Annotated in this window: 29 protein-coding genes; 6 read left to right on the top strand and 23 right to left on the bottom strand. The window is 65.5% G+C overall.

All coding sequences use genetic code 11. The features are described from left to right. The first annotated feature begins 15 nt into the window (after nt 1–15). The gene (locus ACQY4Y_RS04490; protein WP_428489358.1) at nt 16–2043 is read left to right on the top strand and encodes a BTAD domain-containing putative transcriptional regulator; all 2028 of its coding nucleotides are present in this window, start codon (nt 16–18) and stop codon (nt 2041–2043) included. A 16-nt stretch (nt 2044–2059) separates the two neighbouring features. Here ACQY4Y_RS04490 and ACQY4Y_RS04485 read toward each other — a convergent pair whose 3' ends face one another. Next, nucleotides 2060–2464 carry a hypothetical protein gene (locus ACQY4Y_RS04485; protein ID WP_428489357.1) on the bottom strand — a complete coding sequence of 135 codons (405 nt, stop codon included), beginning with the start codon at nt 2462–2464 and terminating at the stop codon, nt 2060–2062. A 212-nt stretch (nt 2465–2676) separates the two neighbouring features. Continuing rightward, entirely contained in the window at nt 2677–3084 is a 408-nt protein-coding gene (locus tag ACQY4Y_RS04480; protein ID WP_428489356.1) for a hypothetical protein, read from the bottom strand. Between the two features lie 129 nt (nt 3085–3213). On the opposite strand from ACQY4Y_RS04480, the gene ACQY4Y_RS04475 reads away from it, so the two are divergent. Continuing rightward, nucleotides 3214–4506: a YcaO-like family protein gene (locus ACQY4Y_RS04475; RefSeq protein WP_428489355.1), complete on the top strand. Its 1293-nt coding sequence runs from the start codon at nt 3214–3216 to the stop codon at nt 4504–4506. 3 nt (nt 4507–4509) lie between these two features. Here ACQY4Y_RS04475 and ACQY4Y_RS04470 read toward each other — a convergent pair whose 3' ends face one another. After that, nucleotides 4510–5607, bottom strand: a complete 1098-nt coding sequence (locus ACQY4Y_RS04470; protein ID WP_428489354.1) for an NAD(P)/FAD-dependent oxidoreductase — start codon at nt 5605–5607, stop codon at nt 4510–4512. Nucleotides 5608–5813: 206 nt separating this feature from the next. On the opposite strand from ACQY4Y_RS04470, the gene ACQY4Y_RS04465 reads away from it, so the two are divergent. Further along, on the top strand, nt 5814–6053 hold the full coding sequence (locus ACQY4Y_RS04465; protein WP_428489353.1) for a type II toxin-antitoxin system Phd/YefM family antitoxin: 240 nt from the start codon (nt 5814–5816) through the stop codon (nt 6051–6053). Beyond that, entirely contained in the window at nt 6047–6490 is a 444-nt protein-coding gene (locus ACQY4Y_RS04460) for a type II toxin-antitoxin system VapC family toxin (protein WP_428489352.1), read from the top strand. The genes ACQY4Y_RS04465 and ACQY4Y_RS04460 overlap by 7 nt, the downstream gene beginning before the upstream one ends. A gap of 8 nt (nt 6491–6498) precedes the next feature. Here the strand turns inward: ACQY4Y_RS04460 and ACQY4Y_RS04455 are convergent, their stop codons facing one another. From ACQY4Y_RS04455 to ACQY4Y_RS04395, 13 genes are all read right to left on the bottom strand, one after another. Next, the gene (locus ACQY4Y_RS04455) at nt 6499–6975 is read right to left on the bottom strand and encodes a DUF1178 family protein (protein ID WP_428489351.1); all 477 of its coding nucleotides are present in this window, start codon (nt 6973–6975) and stop codon (nt 6499–6501) included. 77 nt (nt 6976–7052) lie between these two features. Next, nucleotides 7053–7313, bottom strand: a complete 261-nt coding sequence (gene grxC, locus ACQY4Y_RS04450) for a glutaredoxin 3 (protein WP_428489350.1) — start codon at nt 7311–7313, stop codon at nt 7053–7055. 5 nt (nt 7314–7318) lie between these two features. Then, nucleotides 7319–8470 carry a CCA tRNA nucleotidyltransferase gene (locus ACQY4Y_RS04445; RefSeq protein ID WP_428489349.1) on the bottom strand — a complete coding sequence of 384 codons (1152 nt, stop codon included), beginning with the start codon at nt 8468–8470 and terminating at the stop codon, nt 7319–7321. Beyond that, nucleotides 8467–8715 carry a DUF6111 family protein gene (locus tag ACQY4Y_RS04440; RefSeq protein ID WP_428489348.1) on the bottom strand — a complete coding sequence of 83 codons (249 nt, stop codon included), beginning with the start codon at nt 8713–8715 and terminating at the stop codon, nt 8467–8469. Before ACQY4Y_RS04440 ends, ACQY4Y_RS04445 begins: the two co-directional genes overlap by 4 nt. Before the next feature lie 137 nt (nt 8716–8852). After that, entirely contained in the window at nt 8853–9755 is a 903-nt protein-coding gene (gene rfbD / locus ACQY4Y_RS04435; RefSeq protein ID WP_428489347.1) for a dTDP-4-dehydrorhamnose reductase, read from the bottom strand. Next, the gene (gene rfbC, locus ACQY4Y_RS04430) at nt 9748–10305 is read right to left on the bottom strand and encodes a dTDP-4-dehydrorhamnose 3,5-epimerase (protein WP_428489346.1); all 558 of its coding nucleotides are present in this window, start codon (nt 10303–10305) and stop codon (nt 9748–9750) included. The genes rfbD and rfbC overlap by 8 nt, the downstream gene beginning before the upstream one ends. After that, nucleotides 10302–11177: a glucose-1-phosphate thymidylyltransferase RfbA gene (rfbA, locus tag ACQY4Y_RS04425; RefSeq protein WP_428489345.1), complete on the bottom strand. Its 876-nt coding sequence runs from the start codon at nt 11175–11177 to the stop codon at nt 10302–10304. Before rfbA ends, rfbC begins: the two co-directional genes overlap by 4 nt. Further along, on the bottom strand, nt 11174–12301 hold the full coding sequence (rfbB, locus tag ACQY4Y_RS04420) for a dTDP-glucose 4,6-dehydratase (RefSeq protein WP_428489344.1): 1128 nt from the start codon (nt 12299–12301) through the stop codon (nt 11174–11176). Before rfbB ends, rfbA begins: the two co-directional genes overlap by 4 nt. A 67-nt stretch (nt 12302–12368) precedes the next feature. Next, nucleotides 12369–13004, bottom strand: a complete 636-nt coding sequence (locus tag ACQY4Y_RS04415; RefSeq protein WP_428489343.1) for a TetR/AcrR family transcriptional regulator — start codon at nt 13002–13004, stop codon at nt 12369–12371. 4 nt (nt 13005–13008) lie between these two features. Continuing rightward, entirely contained in the window at nt 13009–13131 is a 123-nt protein-coding gene (locus ACQY4Y_RS04410; protein ID WP_428489342.1) for a hypothetical protein, read from the bottom strand. 126 nt (nt 13132–13257) lie between these two features. Continuing rightward, the gene (locus ACQY4Y_RS04405) at nt 13258–13926 is read right to left on the bottom strand and encodes a glutathione S-transferase family protein (protein ID WP_428489341.1); all 669 of its coding nucleotides are present in this window, start codon (nt 13924–13926) and stop codon (nt 13258–13260) included. 153 nt (nt 13927–14079) lie between these two features. Then, nucleotides 14080–15141 carry an extracellular solute-binding protein gene (locus ACQY4Y_RS04400; RefSeq protein ID WP_428489340.1) on the bottom strand — a complete coding sequence of 354 codons (1062 nt, stop codon included), beginning with the start codon at nt 15139–15141 and terminating at the stop codon, nt 14080–14082. Nucleotides 15142–16034: 893 nt separating this feature from the next. Beyond that, a complete protein-coding gene (locus ACQY4Y_RS04395) occupies nt 16035–16952 on the bottom strand; it encodes a methionyl-tRNA formyltransferase (RefSeq protein WP_428489339.1) in 918 nt (305 codons plus the stop codon). A gap of 139 nt (nt 16953–17091) precedes the next feature. On the opposite strand from ACQY4Y_RS04395, the gene ACQY4Y_RS04390 reads away from it, so the two are divergent. Next, nucleotides 17092–18102 (top strand): enoyl-CoA hydratase/isomerase family protein, encoded by a 1011-nt coding sequence (locus ACQY4Y_RS04390; RefSeq protein ID WP_428489338.1) that lies wholly within the window; start codon nt 17092–17094, stop codon nt 18100–18102. A gap of 56 nt (nt 18103–18158) precedes the next feature. Beyond that, complete coding sequence (locus ACQY4Y_RS04385; RefSeq protein WP_428489337.1) at nt 18159–18980, top strand: MBL fold metallo-hydrolase; 822 nt, start codon at nt 18159–18161, stop codon at nt 18978–18980. 114 nt (nt 18981–19094) lie between these two features. Here the strand turns inward: ACQY4Y_RS04385 and pal are convergent, their stop codons facing one another. The 7 genes from pal to tyrS form a co-directional block, all read right to left on the bottom strand. Beyond that, nucleotides 19095–19562, bottom strand: a complete 468-nt coding sequence (gene pal / locus ACQY4Y_RS04380) for a peptidoglycan-associated lipoprotein Pal (protein WP_428489336.1) — start codon at nt 19560–19562, stop codon at nt 19095–19097. A gap of 247 nt (nt 19563–19809) precedes the next feature. Beyond that, nucleotides 19810–21159 (bottom strand): Tol-Pal system beta propeller repeat protein TolB, encoded by a 1350-nt coding sequence (gene tolB / locus ACQY4Y_RS04375; RefSeq protein ID WP_428490731.1) that lies wholly within the window; start codon nt 21157–21159, stop codon nt 19810–19812. Between the two features lie 202 nt (nt 21160–21361). Beyond that, complete coding sequence (locus tag ACQY4Y_RS04370; protein WP_428489335.1) at nt 21362–22336, bottom strand: hypothetical protein; 975 nt, start codon at nt 22334–22336, stop codon at nt 21362–21364. Nucleotides 22337–22588: 252 nt separating this feature from the next. After that, nucleotides 22589–23149, bottom strand: coding sequence for a protein TolR (tolR, locus tag ACQY4Y_RS04365; RefSeq protein WP_428489334.1), 561 nt, complete (start codon nt 23147–23149; stop codon nt 22589–22591). Between the two features lie 3 nt (nt 23150–23152). Further along, nucleotides 23153–23869 carry a protein TolQ gene (gene tolQ, locus ACQY4Y_RS04360; protein ID WP_428489333.1) on the bottom strand — a complete coding sequence of 239 codons (717 nt, stop codon included), beginning with the start codon at nt 23867–23869 and terminating at the stop codon, nt 23153–23155. A gap of 178 nt (nt 23870–24047) precedes the next feature. Further along, on the bottom strand, nt 24048–24587 hold the full coding sequence (gene ybgC, locus ACQY4Y_RS04355) for a tol-pal system-associated acyl-CoA thioesterase (RefSeq protein WP_428489332.1): 540 nt from the start codon (nt 24585–24587) through the stop codon (nt 24048–24050). Between the two features lie 35 nt (nt 24588–24622). Next, nucleotides 24623–25867, bottom strand: a complete 1245-nt coding sequence (gene tyrS, locus ACQY4Y_RS04350; protein ID WP_428489331.1) for a tyrosine--tRNA ligase — start codon at nt 25865–25867, stop codon at nt 24623–24625. Nucleotides 25868–25888: the final 21 nt, after the last annotated feature.

Here is a 25888-nt window from a genome sequence, read left to right as displayed (position 1 = left end):
CGCCGGGGGTGACAAATGTCGGGTCTGGATCCGGGGGGCGGAGCCACGGTGCTGCGGATGGGCTTGTTCGGCCCAACCTCGTTCAATATCGGCGGCCGTGAACTCCGATTCAAAAGCCTCAAGCTGCGGGCCATCCTCGGCTACATCGCGCTGAACGAAGCACTGACCGAAACCCGCGAACGACTGGTCGGCCTGTTATGGAGTGAGTCCGGGGAAGACCACGCTCGGGCATCGCTGCGGCAGAATATTCGCGAACTACGCGTCGCCATGCAGGACGGGCAGCGCGGACTGCACATTGACGTCCGCGAAATCGGTTTTCTCCCTCGGTCGATCGAGGTAGACGTCTCGGCGGTGATCAACGCCGCCGAAGCCGGGCAGGTCCATCCGCTGCTGCTGGAACGGCGAAATCTGGCCGACGACTTGATGGCCGGGCTGGAGGACCTCGACCCGTCATTCCGATCCTGGCTGCTGGCGAAACGCCATACCGTTCGCGATCGCCTGCTGCGGGCGCTGGAAAACGCCCTGGCGTTGGAGCCCGGTGATCTGGCTGCCCAGGGCAAGCTGGCGCAGGCCATCCTGAACCTGGACCCGACGCACGAGGACGCCGCCCGCCGCCTGATGCGGGCGCGGGCCATGGTCGGCGATACCGGCGGCGCGCTGCGGGTCTACAAGGCGCTGTGGGACCTGCTGGACGAAGACTACGGCATGGAGCCGGCCGAGGCCACGCAGAAGCTGGTCGCGGATATCAAGACCGGGCTTTTGGAACCGGCGCACAGCAATGCCCCCGCCTCGGTCGCCGCAACGGCTCCCGCTGTGCCGATGACCCCGCCCTACATGCAGTTGTGGCTTGCGGTGCAAAAGGTCGCCATCCGCGACATCGATCCGGCCAAGGCCCACCTGGTTCTGGAATTTCGCCAGCACCTGGTCGGATCGTTGCTCAAGTTCCGCGAGTGGCGGGTCACCGACGCGCCGGCGGAGGCAGCGGGGCCAGGGCCTGAACGCGCGGGTCACTACCAGGTTCAGATGGCAGCTTATCAGGCCGGCCCCGATCTCGAGATGATGGTGACGCTGAAGGACTTGGAATCCGACTACTACGTATGGAGCGAGAATTTCGAGCTGAAGCTGGAGAACTGGTTCATCAATCAGCGCCGCGTCGTCCGCCGCATCGCCATGGGCCTGAATGTCTATCTCTCAGCCGACCGGCTGCGACGCTTTTCCGACCGGCAGGACGTCTCTCTCGGCCTCTACGACCGCTGGTTGCGCTGTCAGACCCAGGTTCGCACATTCAACCCACATCTCTGGCAAGGCCTGAAACAGCAGTTCACCGAAATCATAAATCAGGCGCCGACCTTCGCGCCGGCCTATCAAGGGTTAGCCGATCTGAACAACATGGAACACATCGCTCATCCCGGTGCATTTAGAATCCCGGCGCGGGATCGTGCGGCGTTCGCCTACGCCCGCGAGGCGGTTCGGCTCGACCCTTCCGACATGCGCGCGCATCGCTGCATGGCCTGGTCGCACAGCATGATCAATCAGCACGACCAGGCGATCATGCATCTCGACGTGGGCTATGAGCTGAATCCGAACGACTCCTGGTACGCCATCTCGGGTGCCAGCCTGCTGGCGTTTTGCGGCCGGATCGACCGCGCCGCGGACCTCGCCGTCGCGGCGATGGATATGACGCTCGCCCCAAGCCTCACCCATTGGGCATACAAGGCCGTCGTCGATTACTTGGCGGGTGACTACGCCGCTGCGATACGGGCCGCCGATCTGTCCCAGGACGTCATCTGGGACACACCGGCCTGGCGCGCCGCGGCCCTGACCAGGCTGGGGCGCAGCGCCGAGGCACAGGCCGAGGGTGCACGGTTCCTCGAACGCATCCGGCTGAACTGGTATGGCACGCAATCGCCCGAGCCGGAGGCGATCCTGAAATGGGAGCTGCACATCCATCCCATGAGCCGCCGCGAGGATTGGCTGCATCTTCGCGACGGGCTTGCAGGAGCCGGTTTGCCGACCGCGTCGCTCGAACACGGGGTTTGGTAGCCGGTCCGCCGCCAAATCAACCACAATAGTTGATGGTGTATTCCCCGACGCGGCAATTGGCGAACAGCGTGTCCTGGTCGCTGTCGAGTTTGGCTCGTTGCCCGGTGTAAGCATCATCGTAGAAAATCGGCAGCGGATACTCTCCCGGCTTGATCTTTTCCCGCGCCGCGGTCAGCATTGCCTCCGTCGGCAGCATGAACGCGAGTTCCTTCGCCTCATCGTACCAATAGAATTTTACGTTTCGATTTTGGTCGCCCGGCACCGACGCGCTGGGAATGCCATGCGCTTTCGCCTGCGCCACGAGATCCTTGACCTCTTTCGGCAGAGGTTGCAGACCGCAGATCCAAAGCTCGACAAGCTGGCCCCAGAGCTGCCAGTTTTTCGTTGTGTCCTCGAAATCTACTTTCATCTGCAAGCTCACGTTGGCTCTCCCTCATGGTTGGATTTGCGCCGGGGCAGCAAAATGATCCCCGGATCGGCTCGTCCAAACCAAGACTGCGGCGGCGGGCGTGATTCGATCGTGACCCTTGCCGGCCCGCCGCACTTGCCGACCAGAAATTATCAAGCATTCATCTCGGCTTTTGACCAACAGTGCCGACGAACCGCGGGCCGCCACGACACTCCGCCATCCGACTACAGGCCAGGGTTGATGACGTATTCACCGACGCGGCAGGCGATGAACAGCATGTCTTCATCGACACTGAACGCCTTGCGCGACCCGGTGTAAGCCGTATCATAGAACACCGGCAACGGATAGAACTCGCCCGCGCTTACAGTATTTCTGGCTTGCTTGAGCATACTTCGGGTCGGCAGCATGAAGCCGAGCGAATCGTCCGGGTCCGACGGATAGAACGCCACTTTCAGGTCCGGCGGCCCATCGACGCTGGCACCTTTGATGCCATGATCGGTCATTTGTTCGACCAAGGCGGCGGCCGTTTCAGGCCGTGGTTGCAGTTCGCGGACCCAGAGTTCCACGAGCTGACCCCAAAGGCCCCAATTCCGCTGTTCGTCATTGAAGTTGACCTTCATCGGAGTTTGCATAGTAATAAATCACCTTATTCTTGGATTAAGCGGAAAACACCAGACCCCAGCTTGCCGAACCAAACAACAGGGCGTCAACCATGATCCGAAACCAATCACCGGCAGCCATTGGCCGATCCTGAAAATCTGTTGTCGGATCAACTGAACGCCGCGGCGGACAGTATCTCCCGAACCCCAGCCGGCGCGCAGGGTCTGCTGACCTCCCTCGGCTACGACGACGCCAACACCCAGGCAGCGCCGGCGCGCGTTCGACTGCTGCGCGCCGCCGCGACGTTCCGCCGGTTGTTCCGTTTGCCGGTGCCGGACGCCCCCGGTCTGGTGTTCTTCGGCGCCGAGGCCGATCCCGCCCGCCTCGGCCCCCATAACGCCGGGCTCGCGGTCAGCGGATTTGCCGGTTCGGGACTGGACCCGCGCCGCGCCTTCGAATCCTGCGTCGGCGAAGGCATCGAGTATCTGAGCCAGTTCGCCCAACCCGACGATCCGTTGGCAACTGGCCCGATCGCTGCCTACGCCGCGACGCTCGACCCGGTATCGCACCGTTATGTCGAAGCCGTGCTTGCCGCCGCTGGAACCCCGGCCGATCAACCCATCACCTGGATGCCGGTCAACCGCATAACCGACGCTGCCGCGGCCTGGTTCCCCGCCGATCTTTGCCTGCGCCGCGCCATCACTGATTTCGTTCCACCACTGAAGCTAAGCACCGGCTGCGCCGCCGGCGTCATACCCGGCGCCGCGACACTGCACGCGGTGCTGGAACTGATCGAGCGAGATGCCGTGGCGCTATGGTGGCGCGGCGGCCGCCGAGGGCGGGCAATAACCGCCGACAGCGGGGCAGGGCATGCAGCCGCCAGCCTGCTGGCGCAACTGCGCCGCGAACAACACCACCGCCAGACGGTCCTGCTGGATATCACCACCGATCTCGGTATTCCGGTGGCGGCGGCATTTTCCACCTCGCCCGACGGCCACCGCTTCGCCCTCGGCGTCAGCGCCCGGCCAACCCTGGCCGACGCCGTCGGTTCGGCGATCTTCGAACTGTGCCAGTCGGAACTCAGCCTGCACGTGATCGCAGCGAAGCGTCGCGAGTCAGGGGACTCGGCGCTGAACGACAGCGACCGGCGCCAACTCGTCCGAGCGGCGCTGAACCCCCTGGCCTGCCCGCTGCTGCAGCCCCGGGATGCCCCCAGCGCCGCGGTTTCACTGTCCGGCGACCCGACCACTGCGATCGTGCGATTACTGGCAATCCGCGGAATCGTTGCCTATTCGCTCGACCTGACCCGGCCCCGGTTCGGCGTGCCGGTCGTCCGCGTGCTCGCCCCCGGCCTGCAATCCGATCCAGGCGGAATCCTCACCGACCGATTGGCCCGCGCGATCGCGGAAACCGGCGGCGGCGCGCAACACCACGGCGGCACCGAGCTGCTATGATTCTCAGGCCGCCGCGCCATGCATGAAGCGGGCGCCGCCGAAGGCCGCCAGCGACGCCGGAACCGCGCCATCCAGGATCGCCGGGGCCAGCGCCAGCGCATGCGCCCCCGCCAACGTCACCCCGCTGTGGCAGGTCGCGGCGAAGGCCCCCGGAAACTGCTCCGACTGTTCGTAGATCGGCAAGCCGTCAGGCGACATCACCCGCAGCGCCGCCCACATGCGGATGATCGAGGCATCCTTCAGCGCCGGAAAAATCCGCGTGTTGCGATCGGCGATCTGCTTCAGCACCGCGATCCGCGTGCGGGTGTCGAAGCCGACATCCTCCTGACTATCCCCAAGCATCACGCTGCCCTCGTCGGTCTGGCGCAGCAGGTGGGTCGGGTAGTCGAGCAGCCGCCTCAGCCGTTCGGTGACAATGATCTGGCCTTGTATTGGTGACACCGGCATGTGCAGTCCGACCATGCCGGCAAGTTGCCGGCTTCCCAGACCAGCCGAGATGACGATGCGCGGCGCGATATAAGTCTCGTCCCCGGCCCGGACGATGAACTGGTTGGGCCGCGCCTCGATGGCCGCGACCTTGCGGTTTGCCCGGTAATCCAGCGTCTGGTGCAGCGCCTTCAGCAACCGCAGCGGGTTGGCGTGTCCGTCGACCGGGCAGAAGCTCGCCCCGGTGACCGCGTCGCCCAGCCCCGGAACCATGGATCGGACCTGCTCGCGGGTCAGCATGCGGGTGCCGATATCGCCGCTTTCGTTGTGCATGCGGCGGATCAGCAATTCGCGCTCCTCGAACTCCTGGTCGGACAGGCAGAACGCCAGGCCGCCAGGCTGATGCAGGCCGAGGTCGGTGCCGGTGGCATCGCCCAGCGCGGCCGCGAGGGTCGGCCACAGCGCCGCCGATTCCCGGGTCCAGCGTGCGTAAGGCGGCATGCCGGCGCCCTTGCCCTGCACCCACACCAAGCCGAAATTGCCCCGCGCCGCCCGATAGGCGATATCGCCTTCATCCAGCAACAACACCGCCGCACCCCTGGCCCTCGCCCCCCAGGCGATCGCACCTCCCACCAGCCCACCGCCGATAACGATCAGATCGTATCCGCCAGGCATCGGCACGGCCTCCAAATGCGCGCGAACCCCAGGGCATTTTCGGTTCTGGTTGAACCGATAATGCCCTGAGAGTCAGTGTTTATGGCGGTGATTTATGGTTGATGCCACCAAAAGCTATCGCGCGCTAACGCCAAGATTCCAGCGAGCACAGCCTTGAATCGCCTAAGAACCCGGGCTATAGAGATCAACTGGTTGGAGACTAGTTGATGGACACGGTCGGCGCCTTCGACGCCAAAACCCATCTCTCCGCATTGTTGGAGCGTGTGGCCAAAGGTGAACGGTTTACTATCACCCGGCACGGCACCCCCGTGGCACAGCTTGTGCCGGTGACCCGACGCGATCCCGAGCAGATCGAAGCAGTCGTCCAGCGGATGCAAGACATCTCTGCCGGTCTCACCCTGGACGGCGACTGGAAGGACAGTCGCGATGCTGGGCGGAAATGGTAGATCACCCGTCGGTCGGCTCAGCCGTCACACCAGTGGTCGTGGACGCATCCGTCACCGCCGCCTGGTGCTTTCAGGACGAAGCCACGGACGCAAGCCGCGCGCTGCATCGAAGCCTGCCGCATCGTCAGGTCGTGGTGCCGCTACTGTGGCACGCCGAATGCGCCAATCTCCTGCTCACCGCCGAACGGCGCAGGCGCCTATCGACCGAAAGCTGTTCGGAACTGCTCGATTTGCTCGGCGAACTACCGATCGAAACGGACGACGAAACCGCGCACATCCGGGGGCCGGTGATCCGGTTGGCCAGGACCCACCGGCTTACGGTGTACGACGCAATCTATCTCGATCTAGCCATGCGGCGAGGCATCGCCCTGGCGACCCGCGAAAATGATCTGCGCCGAGCGGCCGCTTCGCTAAATGTGACGCTGATCCAGACGTGACCCAGGCGCTATCCGTCGGCGCGTGGCACCCAGGGGATCTTGGCAACCGCGACACCCTCCTCGGCCAGCCCCTCCGCCTGTTCCTCGGTTGATTCGCCGTAAATCCCCCTGGGTTCGATCTCGCCGCGATGCATCGCCCGCGCCTGATCGGCAAAATCCGCCCCGACGTAATCGCAATTCTTCTCGACCTCGGCCCGCATGCGCTGCAACGCCGCCAGCATCTGCGCCGGCAGTCGGCCGCCAGCAACCTTCTCCGGTGGCGCGACCGCCTGGGGCTGCGCCTTGACCGCCGGCGCCTCGACCGCAACCGGCGCCATTTCGCGCTTCGCCAGCGCCGGCGCCATCAGCGCTCGGTCGATCTCGGTGCCGCCACATTCGGGGCACTCGATCAGGCCGCGTTTCGCCTGCTTCTCGAAGCTGGCGCTGTCCTTGAACCAGCCGTCAAACCCATGCGCCTGACGGCATTGCAACTGGTAGTGAATCATACGCGGCGACCAACACCCACTCTCATGACGAACCCATGACGTAATCTGGCACTCTCATTGCTGGAGTGCCAGCACTTTCATGCCAATCCCAGCAGAGTGTTCAGTTTTCCGGCACGATCCAGCGCCACCATGTCGTCACAGCCACCAATGTGCTCCCCGGCGATAAAGATCTGCGGCACGGAGCTACGCCCACCCGACCGCTGCCGAGCCTCCGCCCGCGCCTTCGACCCGCTGGGGGCGTCGATTTCGCGAAACTCCACCCCCTTGGTGGACAGGATATGCATCGCGCGTTCGCAGAACGGGCACCACGGTTGGGTATAGACTACGATATCCGGCATGTGCGTCACCTCTTTGCGCTCATGTTGGCAAGATTAACCCTGCGCGCAAGTTCGGAGCCGCACGCGACGCGATCGGCGATGCATCCGCCGTCCAGCCACCACTGTCTGACGTCACGCAACAACGCCCCCACCGCCGGGCCCGACGCAACGCCCAGCGCCACCACATCGCGTCCCTCCAGCGGAAACACCGGACGCTCCATGCTGGACAAACGACGCCTCGCGTCGGCGTCGCCGTCGAGCCAGGTGCGATCGATCAGGTCCTCCGTTCGGTGATCCGCCAGCAGGCTGCGCAGCGCCGCATCCGAACCGGAAATCCGCGGCGTTGCCAGCAACCGGACCAACCGGTCGCGGTCCTCGTTGGACAGTTTCAGCCGCGTCGCCAATGCCGACGGGTCGCCGGTCAGCATCGCGGCCAGTCGCAGGATGGCATTGGCCGGCAGCCCAGCCAGCCGCGCAACTGCGGCCGCTTCCGGCGCCACCGCCGCCCATACACCCAGCCGATCCATCAGAAGCAGCGCGGCCGATGGGTCCGGTGCATCCAGGATGCGGCGCAGCTCGCTCCACACCCGCTCGATCGACAATCCGCCGAGGCCCGGAATTCCGCCCCGCAAGGCGTCCAGCGTTGCCCGGTCCGGCGCCGCCGCACCGAAGCGCGCGTAGAACCGGAAGAAGCGCAGGACACGCAGAAAGTCCTCCGCGATGCGGGCCGCCGGGTCGCCGACGAATCGTATGCGTCCGGCCGCCAGGTCGGCCTCGCCGGAGAAGTAATCGAACAGCTCTCCGTCGCGCGCCATCGACATGGCGTTGATGCTGAAGTCCCGCCGCGCCGCGTCCTGCCGCCAATCCCCGGTGAAGGCGACGATGGCATGACGGCCATCGGTTGCGACGTCGCGCCGCAGCGTGGTCACCTCGTATCCGCGACCCTCCACCACCGCGGTGACGGTGCCGTGCGCCAGGCCGGTCGCGACCACCTTGATCCCCGCTCCGCCGAGCGCCTCGATCACGGCCTCCGGTTCATCCGGCGTCGCCAGATCGACATCGGCCGTTTCCCGGCCTGCCAGCGCATCCCGCACCGCACCGCCGACAACGCGCGCGCCGGCCAGCGCGTCCCAGATCCTCGCAACCCCCGGATCGGACAGAAAGGCCGGCGGTGTCATGACGCCGAGCCTGCCCGCCCGGGAACCACCCGGCCGTCATGCAGACGATCGGGCACATAGGGCTGATTGGCATCGCCGGCATCGAGGTGCCAAACCCAGATCAGAGCCACCACCATCAGCACGACAAAACCGATCGCACCGCGCACCAGCCAAGCCGGCGGCGTCGGCGACGGGAACGCCAGCCGCCAAACCGCGAAGGTCAGCAGCGGCGTCAGGAAGAGCACGATCTCAATGATGCGTGGCATTGCTCGTCCCCAGGCAGCATCGGCGCCGCGGCAATTGAAACAGGTTCGCCGCGCACGGGCCCGCCGGGCGGCCGCGATGCCCACCCGAAATCATATCCCAAAATCGCCTCAAACAGACGAGCGTCGGCGCGTCTCGGTCACGGCGGCGCGGTGGCGAAGATCGTCTCGACGGTGCGGGTCAAGCTGGCGCGCCAGTGCGGCAGCCGCACGCCGAAGACCGTATCCAGCTTGGTGCAGTCCAGACGGGAATTGGCCGGACGCTTCGCCGGCGTCGGCCAGTCCGACGTTACGATCGGTGCCACTTCCGGCACATTGGCGCCGAACCGGGCGGCTTCCTCGAAGGTGGCGACGGCAAGACCGAACCACGTGGTGGCACCCCCACCGGCGGCGTGAAAGATGCCCTGATACGCCGGCCGCCACCCTGTTGCATCTACCCGCGCGACGACCGCGCGGATGGCCTCGCCAAGGTCCGCGGCGGTGGTCGGGCAGCCATGCTGATCGGCGACGACGCTCAGCCGGGGACGGGTCTTGCCCACCGTCAGCATGGTGCGAACGAAGTTCTTGCCGGTTGCGGCGTAGACCCAAGCGGTGCGCAGCACGATGGCCTTCGCGCCGGATGCGATCACCGCCTGTTCCCCGGCCAGCTTGCTGGCACCATAAACCCCCTGCGGTGCGACCGGGTCGGTTTCGACGTAAGCCTCCGGCTTCGCACCATCGAACACGTAATCGGTGGAGATGTGGATCAGCGGAATGTCCGCCTCGGCGCACAGCCGCGCCAGCACCGCCGGTCCGTCGCGGTTGGCGCGATACGCCGCGTCCGAGTCGGTCTCCGCCGCATCCACCGCGGTATAGGCGGCCGCGTTGACCACCAGGCGCGGGGCGGCGTCCCGCAATGTCGCCTCGATCGTCTCCACGCGGTCCAGGTCGAAGCTCGGGCGGCCAACCCGATGGACGCCGGCGGTCGCGGCAAGCGCCGAGGCAAGCTGGCCGCTGCCCCCGGTGACGAGTATCGGCCGGGTCTGTTGCGCCCGTTCACACATGAAACAGCGCCGGCAGATCGCGCAGCCGGGGCAAAATCTTGTCCTTGTCCGACAGGATCACCTCCTCGGCCGCGACCGGCCACGCGATGGCGATATCCGGATCGTTCCAGATCACCCCGCGTTCAGCCGCTTTGTCATAGGCCCCGGTGACCTTGTAGATCACCTCGGTCTCCGCGGTCAGCGTGCAATAGGCATGCAGGAAACCGGCCGGAACCCAGATCTGCATCCAGTTCTCGGCGCTGATCTCAGCCCCGACATATTTCCCGAAGCTCGGCGAGCCGGCCCTGGCATCCACCGCCACGTCGTAAATCGCGCCCTTGACGCAGCGCACCAGCTTGCCTTGCGCATTCGGACCGATCTGGCAGTGCAGACCCCGCAACACGCCAGCCGTGGTCGACACCGCGTGATTGTCCTGGATGAAAGGCCCCGCGATGCCCGCCTCGGCGAACCGGCCCTGGTTCCAGGTCTCGGAGAAAAACCCCCGCGGATCGCCGAATCGCGCCGGGGTGATCAGCTTGACATCGGCAATCGCCAGCGCTTCGACGTTCACGCCATCTCCCCTTCGGCCAACTCCATCAGCACGCGCCCCAGTTCGGTCTTGCCGAGATGGGCGGCATGGTGGCGAAGCTGGTCGGCGTCGATGAATCCCATGCGGAACGCCACCTCCTCCGGACAGCCCACCAGCATGCCGGTGCGCGATTGGATCGTCTGCACGAACGTCGCCGCCTGCAGCAGGCTGTCGCAGGTGCCGGCATCCAGCCAGGCGCAGCCGCGCGACAACTTCTCGACGTGCAGGCTCCCCATCTCCAGGTAGATGCGGTTGAGGTCGGTGATCTCCAGCTCGCCGCGCGCCGACGGCTTGATCCGCGGCGCGATGTCGCCGACCTGCCGATCGTAGAAATACAGCCCGGTGATCGCCCAGTTGCTGGTCGGCGCGGCGGGCTTCTCCACCACCTCGACAGCGCGGCCGTCGGCGTCGAACGCCACCACGCCATAGCGTTCGGGGTCGCGCACCTGATAGGCGAACACGGTCGCGCCGACCGCTCTGGCAGCGGCAACCCGCAACAGGGTGGAAAGGTGATCGGCATGGATCAGGTTGTCACCAAGCGCCAGCGCGCAGGCATCGCCCGCCAGCCAGTCGCGCCCGATCATGAAAGCCTGGGCGATTCCCTCGGGCTTCGGCTGCTGGGCGTATGCGAAGCGCACCCCAAAGCGCGAGCCATCCCCCAGCAGCCGTCGGAACTGAGGCAGATCCTCGGGCGTGGAGATCAGCATGATGTCCTTGATGCCCGCCAACATCAGCGTCGACAGCGGATAATACACCATCGGTTTGTCGTAGACCGGCAACAACTGCTTCGAAGCCGCCAAGGTCATCGGATGCAGCCGAGTCCCCGAACCGCCGGCCAGCAGGATCCCCTTCATGCCACCGGTTCCTTCTTGCCGCTCGTCGCGCCCTGTCTCGTCGCGCCCCGTACCGCCTTGGCCGCCTCGCCGTCGGATGTGCCAAGCCTTTCACCGGCATATTTCGCGGCGCGCAAGGCCTCCCACCAGGCGCGGTTGCTCAGATACCAATCGATCGTCCTGGCCAGTCCGCGTTCGAAATCGTGCGGCGCTTTCCAGTCCAACGCCTGTTCGCTGCGAGAGGGGTCGATTTCATAACGAAAATCATGACCGGGCCGGTCGCTGACGAACCGGATCAGCCTCTCACGCGGCCCCGCCGGATCGGCAACCCTGCGGTCCAGGTGCGCGCAGATCGCTTTCACCACCTGCAGGTTGGTGCGCGGCTGCCGACCGCCGATCGCGTAGGTATGCCCCGCAACCCCGCTTTCCAGCACACGAACCAACGCCTCGGCATGGTCTTCGACAAACAGCCAGTCCCGCATGTTCGAACCATCGCCATAGACCGGCAATGGCTTGCCATCCAGCGCGTTCAGCGTGACCAGCGGGATCAGCTTCTCGGGAAATTGCCACGGGCCATAGTTGTTGCAGGTATTGGAAACGATCGTCGGCAGCCCGTAGGTGTGGCTCCAGGCACGCACCAAATGGTCGGATGCCGCCTTGGTCGCCGAGTACGGGCTGCGCGGGTCATACGCCGTGGTCTCGGTGAACGGCGGATCATCATGGCCCAGCGCGCCGAACACCTCGTCGGTGGAGACGTGATGGAACCGGAACCCCGGCTTCCTGTCCGCGCCCAGGGTGGCGTAATGGCGCCGGGCGGCCTCCAACAGGGTGAAGGTGCCGACCACGTTGGTTTGCACGAAGTCCGCCGGCCCATCGATCGAGCGGTCGACATGGCTCTCCGCCGCCAGGTGCATCACCGCGTCCGGGTCATGCGTATCGAACACCTGCCGCATCGAAGCGGCGTCCGCGATGTCGGCCTTGACCAGCAGATGCCGGTTATGTCCGAAACCATCCTCCAGCGCATCCTCGGACGCGGCGTAGGTCATCTTGTCGACGTTGACCACCACGTGGCCGGTTCGGCGCAGCAGGTGTCGCACCACGGCGGAGCCAATAAATCCGCACCCGCCGGTCAGCAAAAGCTTCATAAACCCGCCTGTCTCCGCCGTTCTCGCCGGCCATGCGGTATCATCAATCCTGTCCTCGCCGCAACCGTCAGGTTTTCACCCCCGACAGAAACAGCGCGACCGCGGATTCGCCCCATATCCGGATCTGATCCTCATCGAGCGGGCGCCCCAACCCCAGGGCACGACGCTGCGGACCAGCCAGCACGAGGTGGAAGAACTGTTCGGCGGCAAAAACGGTATCCTGCTTTGGCAGCGTCCCCCGCGCCACCGCCGCATCAAGCAGCACGGCAACACGCGCCCCGCCTTCGCCCGCGCCTGCCTGGCGCATCATCAGTGGCAGTTCCGGAAACCGCCCGCTTTCCGCGATCAGCAGCCGGTTCAAGGCAATCGCCTCCGGCGTCAACGCCACCGCCAGGATGCGCGCAGCCGCCTCGTTCAGCGCCGCCGCAAGACCGTCCGCTTCAGGCCAGTCACCGGAGGCGGCCAACCACTTCGCCATCAGCAGTTCCAGCACGGCGCGAAACAGCGCGGGCTTGCCGGTCCAGCGGGCATAGATCGTGCGCTTGGCCACGCGACAGGTCCGCGCGATCGCCTCGATCGTCGTCGCCGCGTAGCCGCCCGCCAGGAACGAAGCGGTGGCGGCCTCCAGGATGGTGGTCTCCAGGGCCGCCGCCGCCTTCGCGGTGGGGCGACCGCCGGAGCGGCGTAGCTCGCCGCCGCTCACCCGATCAGTAGCCCCAGTGACGCGGATGGTAATACGGACCCCAGGCCGGATAGACGACGCAGCCGGACAGCATGATCGCCAATCCCAGCGCGGCCGCGGTCCTGATCAGATATTTGAAATGGAGCATGGGTAGGAACTCCTGATTGGTGGGACAACGCATCTCTGATCTAGGTCGCGGAAAACGCAACGCAACGGGCGCGATGTAATACTTATTGTAACAGCGGCAGCCCGGGCGATGCGCCGGGCCCGGTTGTTAAAAATCCAGGTCGGCGTAATGCGCCGGCGGCGTCGATCCCGGAACACGATCCGACAGCACACCGCGAAAACTCGGGCGCGACTTCATCCGGGCGTACCAATCCCGCGCCGCGGGAGACGCCGACCAGTCCAGTTCACCGATGAAATCCAAGGTCGACAAATGCGCCGCCGCGGTGAAATCGGCCATCGACAACGCGTTGCCGGCAAGCCACTGACGTGTCTCTGCCAGCCAGCCGATATAGTCGAGATGATAGCGCAGCGCGGTGTATCCGGTGCGGATCGCCGCCGGATCGGGATTGCCCCGCTGGGTCAGTCGCCGGAGGTATTTCTCGCCGTACAGGTTGTGCGTCACCTCGGAGGCGAACTTGCCGTCGAACCAGTTGCTCAGGCGGCGAACCTCGATCCGCTCCGCCAGGGTGCGGCCCATCAGGCCGGTGTCCGGATAGGCCTCGTCGATATATTCGCAGATCACCCCGGAATCCGGAATGACAAGGCCATTATCCTCGATCAGCGTCGGCACGGTGCCGGCCGGGTTAAGTTCCAGATAGTCGGGTCGCCGTTCCCAGGTCTTTTCCAGGCGCAGCTCGAACGGAAGGCGCTTTTCAGCCAGGACGAGGCGGACCTTGCGAGCGTAGGGCGACAAGGGAAGATGGTACAGAACACGCATCGCGGAAGATTATCGCACCCTATATCGCGTCGCGCAAAGCGCCGATTGCACCACACTAGGATGAAAATACTGATGCTGCAACTTTCCGTTATTGCAATAAATGGGCGCCGCCCCTGTGTTCCAGCAGCGTTCGCGGTGCGCCCTCGGTCCCGATTAGTGTCCCTGCCAGGCGTCGAACCGCTGTCGCAGCTTGGCCAGATTGTCGTGCCAGAAACCGGCGTCGAGTTTCAGCCCGGCGTCAAGATTTGCCGCACTGCCCGGCGACGTCGCGGCCATCTCCGGCGACAATGCATCATTCAGGCCCTTCGCGAGCCCGGAATCACCACTCTGCCGCAACAGCCGCGTTTCCACCGCCGGCATCCCGGTAAAGTAGAGAAACTGCTGCGCCGCGTGCAGCGACGGACTTCCCTTCATGATCACCCAACTTTGCAGCTGGTACAGGCTGGCGGCGAACTGCAGGTCGAAATTCTTGTGCTCTTCACGCGCCATGACCACGATCGGGCCACTCGGCGCGCTGGTCATCAGCACCTCGCCCGAGGCCAGGATGTGCGCTGCCTCGGTTTCCGTCGACCACCACTGGATATAGGGCTTCAGTTGATCGAGTTTGCGGAACGCCCGATCCTGACCGTCGGTGGTGGACAGCGTTTTGTAGACATCGCCCGGCGCGACACCGTCCGCCATCAGCGCGATTTCGAGGTTACCGCGCACGCCCTTGCGCAGGCCGCGCTTGCCGGGATATTTCGCCACGTCCCAGAAATCCGACCAGTTCGCCGCGATCGGCAGCTTGTCCTTGTCCCAGGCCAGGACGACGGTGACGATCACCGCGCCCAGGCCGCAATCGCTGACCGCCTGAGGGGCGTAATGCTCCTTGCCGCCGATCGCCGACCAATCAAGTTTCTCGAACAGTCCGTCGCCGCACCCGGCGGACAATTCGTCGGCATCGACCAGGACCAGGTCCCAGGGATCGTCTGTCGCCTTGACATGGCTGCGCAGGGTATCGATGCCGCCGGCCCAGCTTTCCTGCTGGACCGGCACCCCGGTCACCGCGGTAAATGGCTGGACGTAGGCCGATTGCATCGCATTTTGCAATGAATGATCGCGCGTCACGATCGTCAGATCGTTCGGGCTGGCGAAGGCCGAAATCGGGGCCAGCGCCGTAGCGGCCAGTGCCGTAGCAGCCAGTGCCGCGGCGGCCAGGAGCGAGCGGGCGAGCATGAACGGACGGAGTTCCGACTTCCTGATGATGGACCGACGCTACAGGCCGCTGCCTTTCTGGGCAACGACCCCCTGGGCAAACATCCGCGTGTCGTAGCCCGTTGCCTGAACGATCCGTATTCGGATGCCACCGCACTGGATGCCACCGCACTGGATGCCATCGCAATGGATGACCGCCCGCGAAACCCGACGCCTGATGGCGCAGCCCGCGGACAGGCTTCAAAGGGCGCCTTGCGGACGGTCGAAATTGGACGAAACCAAGTAAATCCGGATGACTTCGACTAGATCGGCGCGGACGAGATCAAGGACCTTTCGATGCCGCACCTCGGTGAGGTTACTGCTGAATACTCACCCGCCGTTATAGGCCGCCGGCCGGCCAGATCGCCTATCCGCATCGCGCGCGGCTTGATCGAGGATCCCGAAAATGACCCGGTCTCAGTGCAGCCGGCCTGTGGCAGATTGCGATCAAATATACGATCGGTCGAGCCGAGTTTACCGCTGACCCAGGACTGCCGCGGCACATGGGGCTGGCTCTACCCGATCGACACCCATGCCGATCTGTTCGGCGGCGTCCTGGTGCCAAGCCGCGCAGTGCATCGACGTAGAGGCTGGCAAGGTCGATCGGCTGCCGGATGGAGGGGCAAACCGACGTCGGGTTTGGGCGCAAGGATCACGAGCACAACCATGCAATGGCAAAACCATGCAATGGAAGGATGTAGTTGCGCCAATAGCCTTCCAGTCGAACATCGCCGGCCGGGTTGGAATCGGCGCCAGGTCAGCCCGGCCCGCAGCCTGCGCTGCGTCCGCCCGCCCCGACCTCCATCTCGGATGTTTCGTGCGGGCCGGTTTCCCACCAACTGGACCGAAGCCCGCTTGCGCCCGCAAACCATGCTTCATCCCCCAAGCAAGGTTCCGACCTCCATCCCGGCCTCTATGGCAGGGATCTTCTTGCCGCCCTCCCAGCGGACCCGATGCACCTCGATGAAGCCGCCCTGGCCGTGGATCACCAGTCCGGTCCCGGACCGCGCCGCCACCTGGCCGATCTTCTTGCCCTTCACCTCCGCGAAGGTCCGCGCGATCCGCTTGCCGCTCTCGAACAGGAACAGCTTCTTGCCGTCATGCGTGGTCCACGCCCCGGGTGCCGGATTAAGGCCACGGATCAGGTTGAATGTCTGGTCCACATGGCTCGCCCAATGGATCCGCGACTCCGCGTCGCGAATGATGCCCTCATAGCCGGCCGCCGGCTCGTATTGCGCGATCGCGGGGGCCTTGCCGGCGAGAACCATGTCGGCCGCCTCGATCAGGCCGGCCACGCCCATCGGGAAAATCTTGCCGAAATAGACTGACCCCAGCGTGTCCTCGGGCTCGATCGGCACGGCGCGGGTCAGCAGCACCGGGCCCTCGTCCAATCCGTCGGTCGGGCGAAAGATGCTGAAGCCGGTCTCCGCCCGACCCAGGATGATCGACCAACTCATCGACGACGCACCGCGATGCAGCGGCAGCAGGCTGGGGTGGAACTGGATGGTGCCGAACTTCGGCAAGGCGCAGAAATCCCCCGGCGCGAACTGAGTGACATAGGCCATCACGCCGATATCCGCCTTGGCGCCGCGCAGAGCTTCCAGCGCCTCGGGGTCGCTCAGCTTGGGAAACTGGTGGGTGGGCACCCCGGCCGCCTCGCCAGCCAGTCGCAGCGGATCGGGGCGGCCCTTCTCCGGCGCGCAGAACACCCCCACCACCTCATCGCCGCGCGCCAGGAAGGCCTCAAGCGCCGCCTTGCCAAAATCCTGCTGCCCGATGATGGCGATGCGCATGCGGATCCTCCGTTTCTTGTGCTCCGATCATGCGGCCCAGGCGGGCGCCCTGTCGAGACTTGCCGGCACCCAATACCCCCCGTCTTGGCACCGGCGGAACCGCCGGGTTACACGATCCCCCAAGCCAGGAGACCAGCTGATGACCACCGAAGATACAGTCCTCACCAGCCGCGACGGGCGGGTCGGACGCATCCTGCTCAACCGCCCGGGCGCGCTCAACGCTCTCGACCTGCCGATGTTGCGCGCCTGCGCCGCTGTCCTGGAGACCTGGCGCGAAGACCCGCACGTGCACGCGGTGGTGATCGAGGGCGCCGGCGATCGGGCGTTCTGCGCCGGCGGCGATATCCGAGCGCTGCGCGATGCGCAACTGTCCGGCAACCGCGCCGCGGCAGATCAGTTCTTCGCCGAGGAATACGCGCTCAACCTTACCATCGCCACCTACCCGAAACCCTACGTCGCCCTGATCGACGGCCTGTGCATGGGCGGCGGTATCGGCTTGTCGGTGCACGCCCCGTATCGCGTCGCCACCGAACAGGCCGGGTTTGCGATGCCCGAGACCGCGATCGGCTTCTTCCCCGATATCGGCGCCACCTTCCTGCTGCCCCGCCTGCCGGGAGAACTCGGCACCTATCTCGGCCTGACCGGGCTGCGGGTGAGCGGGGCGGATGCCGTGCATGCCGGCTTGGCCACCCACTTCACCCCCCGCGAGCACCTCGCCGACCTGTCCGCGGCGCTGGCTCGGGATGGCATCGCGGCACTGGCGACCCACCAGCAGAAACTGCCGGCGTTTTCCCTGGCCGGCCACCGCGACGCCATCGATCATTGCTTCTCCGCCGACTCGGTCAGCGAGATCGTCAGCCGGCTGCAGACCAGCCATGCCGAGTGGGCCGAGGCGGCACTGAAAGCGCTGCGCCACGTCTCACCGTCGGCCCTGCACTGGACCCTGCGCGCGTTGCGGCGCGGCCGCGACCTGACGCTGCGACAGGCACTGGATGCCGAGTTCGCACTGACCCGCACGACCATGGCGCATCCCGATTTCGCCGAGGGCGTGCGCGCCATGGTGGTGGACAAGGACCGCAAGCCGGCGTGGCGGCCGCCCGGCATCGCCGATGTCGACCCCGGCGTGATCGACGCCCTGTTCGCAGGCTGAACCGCCCCGCCGCGTCGCCGCTTAGGACAAACCACCTTTATTCAGGACACCGTGGCATGCCGGCCCACATTTGCACCACCTGCGGCTGCCAATATCCCGATACCGAGGCACCCCCCGGCGGTTGCCTGATCTGTCAGGACACACGTCAATACGTCAATCCAGCCGGACAGGCCTGGACCACGCAGACGGCAATGCGAAAGACCTACTTCAATGCCTTCCGCGATCTCGAGCCCGGCCTGATGGGGATCGGGACCTTCCCGGCATTCGCCATCGGGCAACGTGCCCTGGTGCTGCGCTCTCCAGCCGGCAACATCCTGTGGGACTGCATCAGCCTGCTTGACGACGCGACAATAACGATCCTCAACGCGCTCGGTGGCCTGGCCGGAATCGCCTGCTCGCATCCGCACTTCCTGGCCTCGGTGGTGGACTGGAGCCACGCGTTCGGAAGTGTGCCGGTCTATCTGCACGCGATGGACTGCAACTTTGTCACCCGGCCGGACCCAGTGCTGACATTCTGGCAAGGCGATCGGCTGGAACTGACCGAGGGCGTCAACCTGATCCGCTGCGGCGGCCACTTTCCCGGCAGCAGCGTGCTGCACTGGGCGCAAGGGTCAGACGGGCAGGGTGCACTGCTGACCGGCGACAGCCTGCAGGTGCGCCCCGACAAGGGGCTGACATTCATGCACAGCTACCCGAACCTCATTCCGCTGGATCCGCTGACCGTACGCGGAATCGCCGATGCGCTGGCGGAGTGGCCGTTCGATACGATCTACGGCGGCTGGTGGGAACGAGTGATCCCGTCCGGCGCCAAGCAGGTCCTGGCGGACTCGGTGACGCAGTACATCGACGCGGTGACCGGGTCAGGCGCAGGTGCCTGATGCAGGTCGCAACCAGGAACCCGGCAAACCATGAAAACAACGGTTCCGTCGGATCTATCCGTCGGAACCGTGAGGCATTCGTCAGCAATGCAGCCGAAAGGCCAAAACCGGGGTTCAGCGAACCGAAGTGATAGCGTTGCGGTTCTGCGCCCAGGCCTGCTCAGTCGAGCCTTGAGCGGTCGGACGGTCCTTGCCGTAACTGATCGTGGCAAGACGCGCTCCGGCAACTCCCTTCGCCCTCAGATACGTCGCCGCGGCGTTGGCGCGGCGCTGGCCAAGCGCCAGGTTGTATTCCTCGGTCCCGCGCTCGTCGCAATTGCCGGCGATCTGGGCATTCACGCTGCCATACTTGGCAAGCCAGGTGGCCTGCTTGTCCAGCGTGGTCCTGGCGTCGTCACTCAGTGTCGAGGCGTTGAACGCGTAGAATACGCGATCACCCACATTGGCAACCAGATCCTCCTCGCTGCCCGGCACGATGCCGGCCGCGGTCGAAGGAGAAGCCGTGGTCGTCGTGGTAGCCGGCTTGGAGCACGCCGCCAGCAGGGCGACGGCGGCCAAGGCGCCGAGGATCTTGATGTTCATCGTTTCTTCATCCCTGGATGGGGTGCAATCCGATGCGCGAGCCAGGCCCGAGCAGAACCAACGGCAAACCGTTCCGTCCGCGATAGCGATTAACGTGCGGACACAAGGAAGGTCAAGTTCCTGAAAGCGAATTACCAACCCAGGACGTCTCTGGCTGTCGATCCAGCACAGTATGGTAGCGACTTTGTCACAGTGCCGCCGACTATCCGATCGCTACCGCCAGGCGACCCCGAAACAAACCCCCGCGCTACGCCCCCAGTGGTGACCACGCCGGATCGGATGCATCGGTCGGGGTCTCCACCGGCCGCTCGTTGAACCCGGTGATGTCGACCGAAACGAGCCGCGACGAAAAGCCTCGTCCGCGCGCATCCAGGGAACGGGTCTCCCGCCAAAACATCAGCACTCTGCCGTTCGGTGCGAATGTCGGACCTTCGACCAGCCATCCCTCGGACAGGATGCGCTCGCCCGATCCATCCGGGTGCATCACGCCGATGGCGAAGTTGGACGTATCCCCAGCGTAACGGGTGAACGCGATCAGGTCGCCGCGCGGCGACCACACCGGTGTCGCGTACTTGCCGTTGCCATAGCTGATCCGCTTCGCCCCGCCGCCACCCGAACCCATGATGTAGATCTGCTGATCACCGCCCCGGTCCGAGGCAAAGGCGATCTGCGTCCCGTCCGGACTGTAACAAGGACTGACGTCGATCGATCCGGAATCCGTCAGCCGGTGCGTAACCCGGCTGGCGAGGTCCATCGCGATGATGTCGGATCCCCCGCCATCCGATATCGCCATCACCACGCCGCTGCCATCGGGCGAGAAACGCGGCGCGAACGTCATGCCGGGAAAATCGCCCAACTGCGTCTGCCGCCCGGAGGTCAGGTCGAACAGATAGACCCGAGGCCGATTGTTGGCGTAGCTCATGAAAGCGATCTCGTCGCGGGTCGGGTGAAACCGCGGGGTCAGTACCAGCCAGGTCCCATCGGTCAGCAGCCGGTTGTTCTCGCTGTCCTGGTCCATGATCGCCAGCCGCTTGGTGCGCCGGTCGCGCGGACCGGTCGCCGAGATATAGACGATGCGGGTGTCGAAGTAGCCCTTCTCGCCCAGCAGCCGCTGGTAGATCACGTCGGCCATGATGTGGGCGATGCGGCGCCAGTTGCTTTGCGACGTGGTGTAGGCGGTGCCCTGGATCTGGGTTTGCGGCAGGATGTCCCACAGCCGGAACTCCACCCGCACCTGACCACCGCCCTGCATCTGCACGCTGCCGGTGACCAGTGCCTGCGCGCCGGTCGGTTTCCAATTCTGGAAGTTGGGCGCGGCGCCGCCCGAAACACTGGCCTGGATGAACGCCGACTGATCGATCAACCGAAATAGCCCGCTGCGCGCCAGGTCGGCGCTGATCACGCCGGCGATCTCATGGCCGAGTTGCGCCGAACCGCCGTCCGCTCCGCCAAGGTCGGGAATGGCGATCGGGATCGGCGCCGAGCGGGCGTGATCGACGTCGATTACCGCCGACTGGCCACGACCACCGCCGGCTGGCGGTGCAACCGTTTGGGCAACGACCGCAACCGGCGCGACCAGGCCCGCGGCCACTGTCATCAGCCCGGCGGTGCCCGCGATCAGGCCGCGTCGCCCGACCGGGGCCGTCCGTCCGGGCAACGCATCCTGGATCAGTCCATCGGGCGGGTTCGCAGTGTCGGTCATGGCGCTATCTTCCTCCTGTTGCCGTCCAAGAACACCGCAGTCCATTGCGGTGACGCAAATTCTCCCCGCGTTCCGGCGAAAGCCGTCCCCAGCCCGGTCACGGGCTGAACCGGAAGGTCAACACGTTAACCCGCCCCAGCACGTTTTTCGGCAACGGCAGGTCGGCGCAGCGCGGATCCCGGATCGCCCGGATCGCCCGTTCCGCGAACGCGCGAAACCGCGGATCGCTCATCCGGGCGACGTCCGCGCCGGCAACCTCGGCCATCCGCGCCACGCCGTTGGCGTCGGTGGTCACCGTCAACAGCACGCGCTGCTTGTCGATGTCCAGCGCGCCGGCATCCTTGGTCCAGCACTCGCGCACATGATCGCCGATCGCGCCCCGCTGTTCGGTGGTCAGCGCCGCGGTATCATTCCCCAACGGATTGCCGCCACCGTTCGGCTGGCCGCCCGACCGCGGATTGGCGCGCGCTTTCGGCGGCTGGCTCTGCGCCAGTTGCTGCCGCAGCTTCTCCAGCGTGTTCTCCACCGAACTGCTGTTCGGCGCCGGATTCTTCGTCGCGTTCGGCTGCGACGTCGTGCTCGGAGGCGCCGGCGGCCGAGGCACCAGCGGCGGCGGCAACGGCAGTGGTGGCTCCGGTTTCACAGGCGCGGGCGGCGTCGGCGGAGTCGCCGGCGCGGGCGGCGGCGGGACCACGTTCGGGGCCGGCGTCGGTTCAGGCGGCGGCATCGGCACCGGTGGCGATGGTGTCGGCGGCGATGGCTCGACATGCGTCTGAGGCGGCGGCGGTGGTGGAGGCGGAGGCGGCGGCGGCGCCTCGACCGGCTGCGGCAGCGGCGGTGTCGACACCGGTGGCGCGGGCGGCGCCACGTCCTTCGACGGTGCCGGCACCTGGGCCTGTTCGGCAGCCTTCATCGAGCTCTGGGCAGTGCCCTGAAACACCATCGCGACGGCGGTCTCCGGCGCTTCCTCGTCCTTCGGCGTGAAGCTGGGCAGACCTAGCAGCAGCAACAGCAGGACCGCGACATGCAGCACCGCCGAGGTGATCAGACCGGCCCGCAAACGAGGCGTCATGGCGGACCACCGCTGGCGGGAACGCGACCCACTGAACAATTGCTGAAGCACTGAATGCTCACCCAGCGAATGGGCAGGGGGCGAGCGGGCGGGTGGCGAGCGGGCAGGGTGCGAGCGGGCAGGGTGCGAGCGGGCATGGGGCGAGCGGGCATGGGGCGAGCGCGTCGGGGAAGCGTCCATCCATCATGGCCGGGCCAGCCCAGGTCCCATCCCCGGCCATGGCGAACAACACTCGGCTCACACGCCCCTCGTTTACTTGCGCGGCCGCGACGCGGGCGCGGCCGTCACCGGCGAAGACGAGGCCGACGCGCCGCCCTGGGCTGCACCCGGCTGAGCTGCACCCGGCTGAGCTGCACCCGTCTGGGACGCACCGTTTTGAGGCACCGCGGTCTGCTCGGCCAACAGCGCAACCTTGGTAAAGCCGCCCTGGGTGATCGTGCCCATCACCTCCATGATGCGGCCATACGCCAGATCCTTGTCGCCCCGCACGAAAATACGACGCTCGGGTTTGTTCTGGGCGATCGCCTGCAGCTTGGCGACGATGTCGGACAGATCGATCGGCTGATCCTGCAGAAAGACCGATCCATCGGCCTTGATCGTGACAGTCAGCGGCTCACTGTCGCTGTTCAGTTGCTGGGCGTTGGTCTTCGGCAGATCGACCGACACGCCCGAGGTCATCAGCGGGGCCGTGACCATGAAGATGATCAGCAACACCAGCATCACGTCCACCAGTGGGGTGACGTTGATTTCAGCCAGCGGGCGATAGCGGCCGTGGCGGCCGCCGCGACCGCCACTATTGATGGTGAACGCCATGGCTCAGCCGCGCTCCTCGCTTTGGCGGGACAGGATGGCACTGAATTCGCTGCCGAAATTATCCATCCGTCCGGCGAAACGCGACAGGTTCGTGCTGATCTGGTTATAAGCGAGCACCGCGGGGATCGCCGCCACCAGGCCGATCGCGGTGGCGAACAGGGCCTCGGCGATGCCGGGGGCAACGACCGCGAGGTTGGTGTTGTGCATCGCCGCGATCGCCGAGAACGAATGCATGATGCCCCACACGGTGCCGAACAGTCCGATGAACGGGGCGGTCGCCCCGACACTCGCGAGAAACACCATCCAGCGCTCCAGCCGATCCATCTCCCGCTGCACCGTCACGGTGATCGCGCGGTCGATCCGTTCCCGCACGCTGGTATGAGAGATATCGGCACCGGCGACCCGAACCGAGCGACGCCATTCACCCATCGCGGCGGCAAACACCGACGCCATCGGATGGTTGGGGTTGGTACCCTCACGGTCGAACAATTCGTCCAGGCTGCCGCCGGACCAGAACCTGTCCTCGAACCCGTCGGCATCCTTGTTGACCCGGCGCAGCGTGCTCCACTTCTCGAACACCACGGCCCAGACCCACACGCTGGCCGCCAACAAGCCCAGCATGACAAGTTTGACGACGATATCGGCTTGCATGAACAAGCCCCAGAGCGACAGATCGCCATTGGCCGCCCCCAGGTTGACCGCATCCACTGCCCGATCCACTGCTCAAACCCCTCTTTCGGTCGTCATACCGACGTCATGACGCATCGCGCCGAAATGGTGACGCATCGCGGTCCTTCGCGTTTTCACGCATGTTGATCCCCCGCGCCGCTTCCGGACGCCACCCTCACGTCGGCCTGCCAACGCCGCAAAACCACTATCGCGGTCAGCATACGGCGCATCATGGCCCAGCCGAATCGATTCGCGGCACAGGACAAATTCCCGCCCCCGTCACGGCCCCAATCGCGGGTCCCGATTTGCGGGCCCCGGGCCGCGCGACCCGAGCCGCGGGCCCCGAGTCGCGGTTCATCACAGCCATCGTCGCCCGCCATTCAGCCGGGATGCGAGCCGGTTTGTTCCCCCCGATTCGGACGCAAGCCAGCCGGATTCGCAACGCCGCACAGACTCCGTTGGGGCCTAGAATCGTCTGGCGCAATAGAACAGTCGCGCCGCCCACGTCCATCGTTTCCGTATCGACAACCAGCACGTCATCGACCAGCGCGGGTCGCAGATAGTCGATTTCAGCGCGATGCACCATGAACATCAGTCCGAATCGTTCGACCAGCGCGGCATGCGCAATACCCGCGTCGCGCAACGCCTCGGTACGGGCGCGTTCGGCGTATCGGAGGTAATTGGCGTGATACACCACCCCACCGGCATCAGTGTCCTCATAATAGACGCGCAAGGAATACCGATGGCTGGATTGCCGGTGAGCAATCATTTAATCCCCCGCCGATCGATCGGTTGGCCGATCGATCATTCCGGCCTGACCAGCCGATGCTGCTTTCGTCCGGCCGACAGCTTGACCGCACCGTCGCGCAGCGAATCGGCGCCGATCAGCATTGCTTCCTCGATCACCGAGACATCATTCAGCCTGGCACCGCCGCCGCGGATCAACCGTCGCGCCTCGGCGTTGCTCGTCGCCAGCCCGGACAGGGCAAACAGCCGGAACGCCGGGATCCCCGCCGCAAGCTCCGCCGCGGCCACGGCAACACTGGGCAGCGACGCCGCTGCCTGGCCGTCCTCGAACGCACTGCGCGCGGTCTCGCCAGCCTGGTCAGCCGCCGCCCGTCCGTGCGCCAACGCCGTCGCCTCGGTCGCCAGAATCTTCTTCGCTTCGTTGATCTCCGCCCCGCCCAGCGCTTCCAACCGGCCGATGTCCCCCAGCGGCAGATCGGTGAACAGGCGCAGGAATCGGCCGACGTCGCCGTCCTCGGTGTTGCGCCAGAATTGCCAGTAATCGTAGGCCGACACCCGGTCCGCGGTCAGCCAGACGGCGCCCTGCGCGGTCTTGCCCATCTTCGCCCCCGACGTGGTGGTGATCAGCGGCGTGGTCAGGCCATGCACCGTCCTTGCATCGGTGCGTCGCGTCAATTCCATTCCGGCAACGATATTGCCCCACTGATCGGACCCGCCGATCTGCAGGGTCACGCCATGGCGGCGACTGAGCTCACGAAAATCGTAGCTCTGCAGGATCATGTAGTTGAATTCCAGGAAGGTCAGCGGTTGTTGCCGGTCCAGCCGTAATTTCACCGAATCGAATCCCAACATCCGGTTGATGGTGAAATGCACCCCGACCTCGCGCAGCAACGGTATGTAGCCCAGCGTGTCCAGCCAGTCCGCGTTGTTGGTCAGCAGCGCATCGGACGGCGCGGTTCCGAACCGCAGGAACGGCGTGAAGCAGCGCCTGATGCCGGCCATGTTGGCCTCGATCACCGCGTCGGTCAGCAGTTGGCGCGACTCGTCCTTGCCAGAAGGGTCACCAATTCGCGTGGTTCCGCCACCCAGCAGCACCACGGGCTTGTGTCCATACTTCTGCAAGAGTCGGAGAATCATGATCTGCACGAGGCTGCCGACATGGAGGCTGTCCGCGGTGCAGTCGAAGCCGATATAGCCGGTAATCGGCGCCCCCGCCATCGCGGCGCGCAAGCCGTCCGGATCGGTGCACTGGAACACGAAGCCACGCAGGGTGGCTTCGTCGAGAAAACTGCTGGTGGTCATCGCGGCTGAACCGTAACTTGC

It is taken from the genome of Rhodopila sp. (assembly GCF_965277165.1).
Taxonomy (GTDB): Bacteria; Pseudomonadota; Alphaproteobacteria; order Acetobacterales; family Acetobacteraceae; genus Rhodopila.
This window is presented reverse-complemented; position numbering and strand designations above follow the sequence as displayed.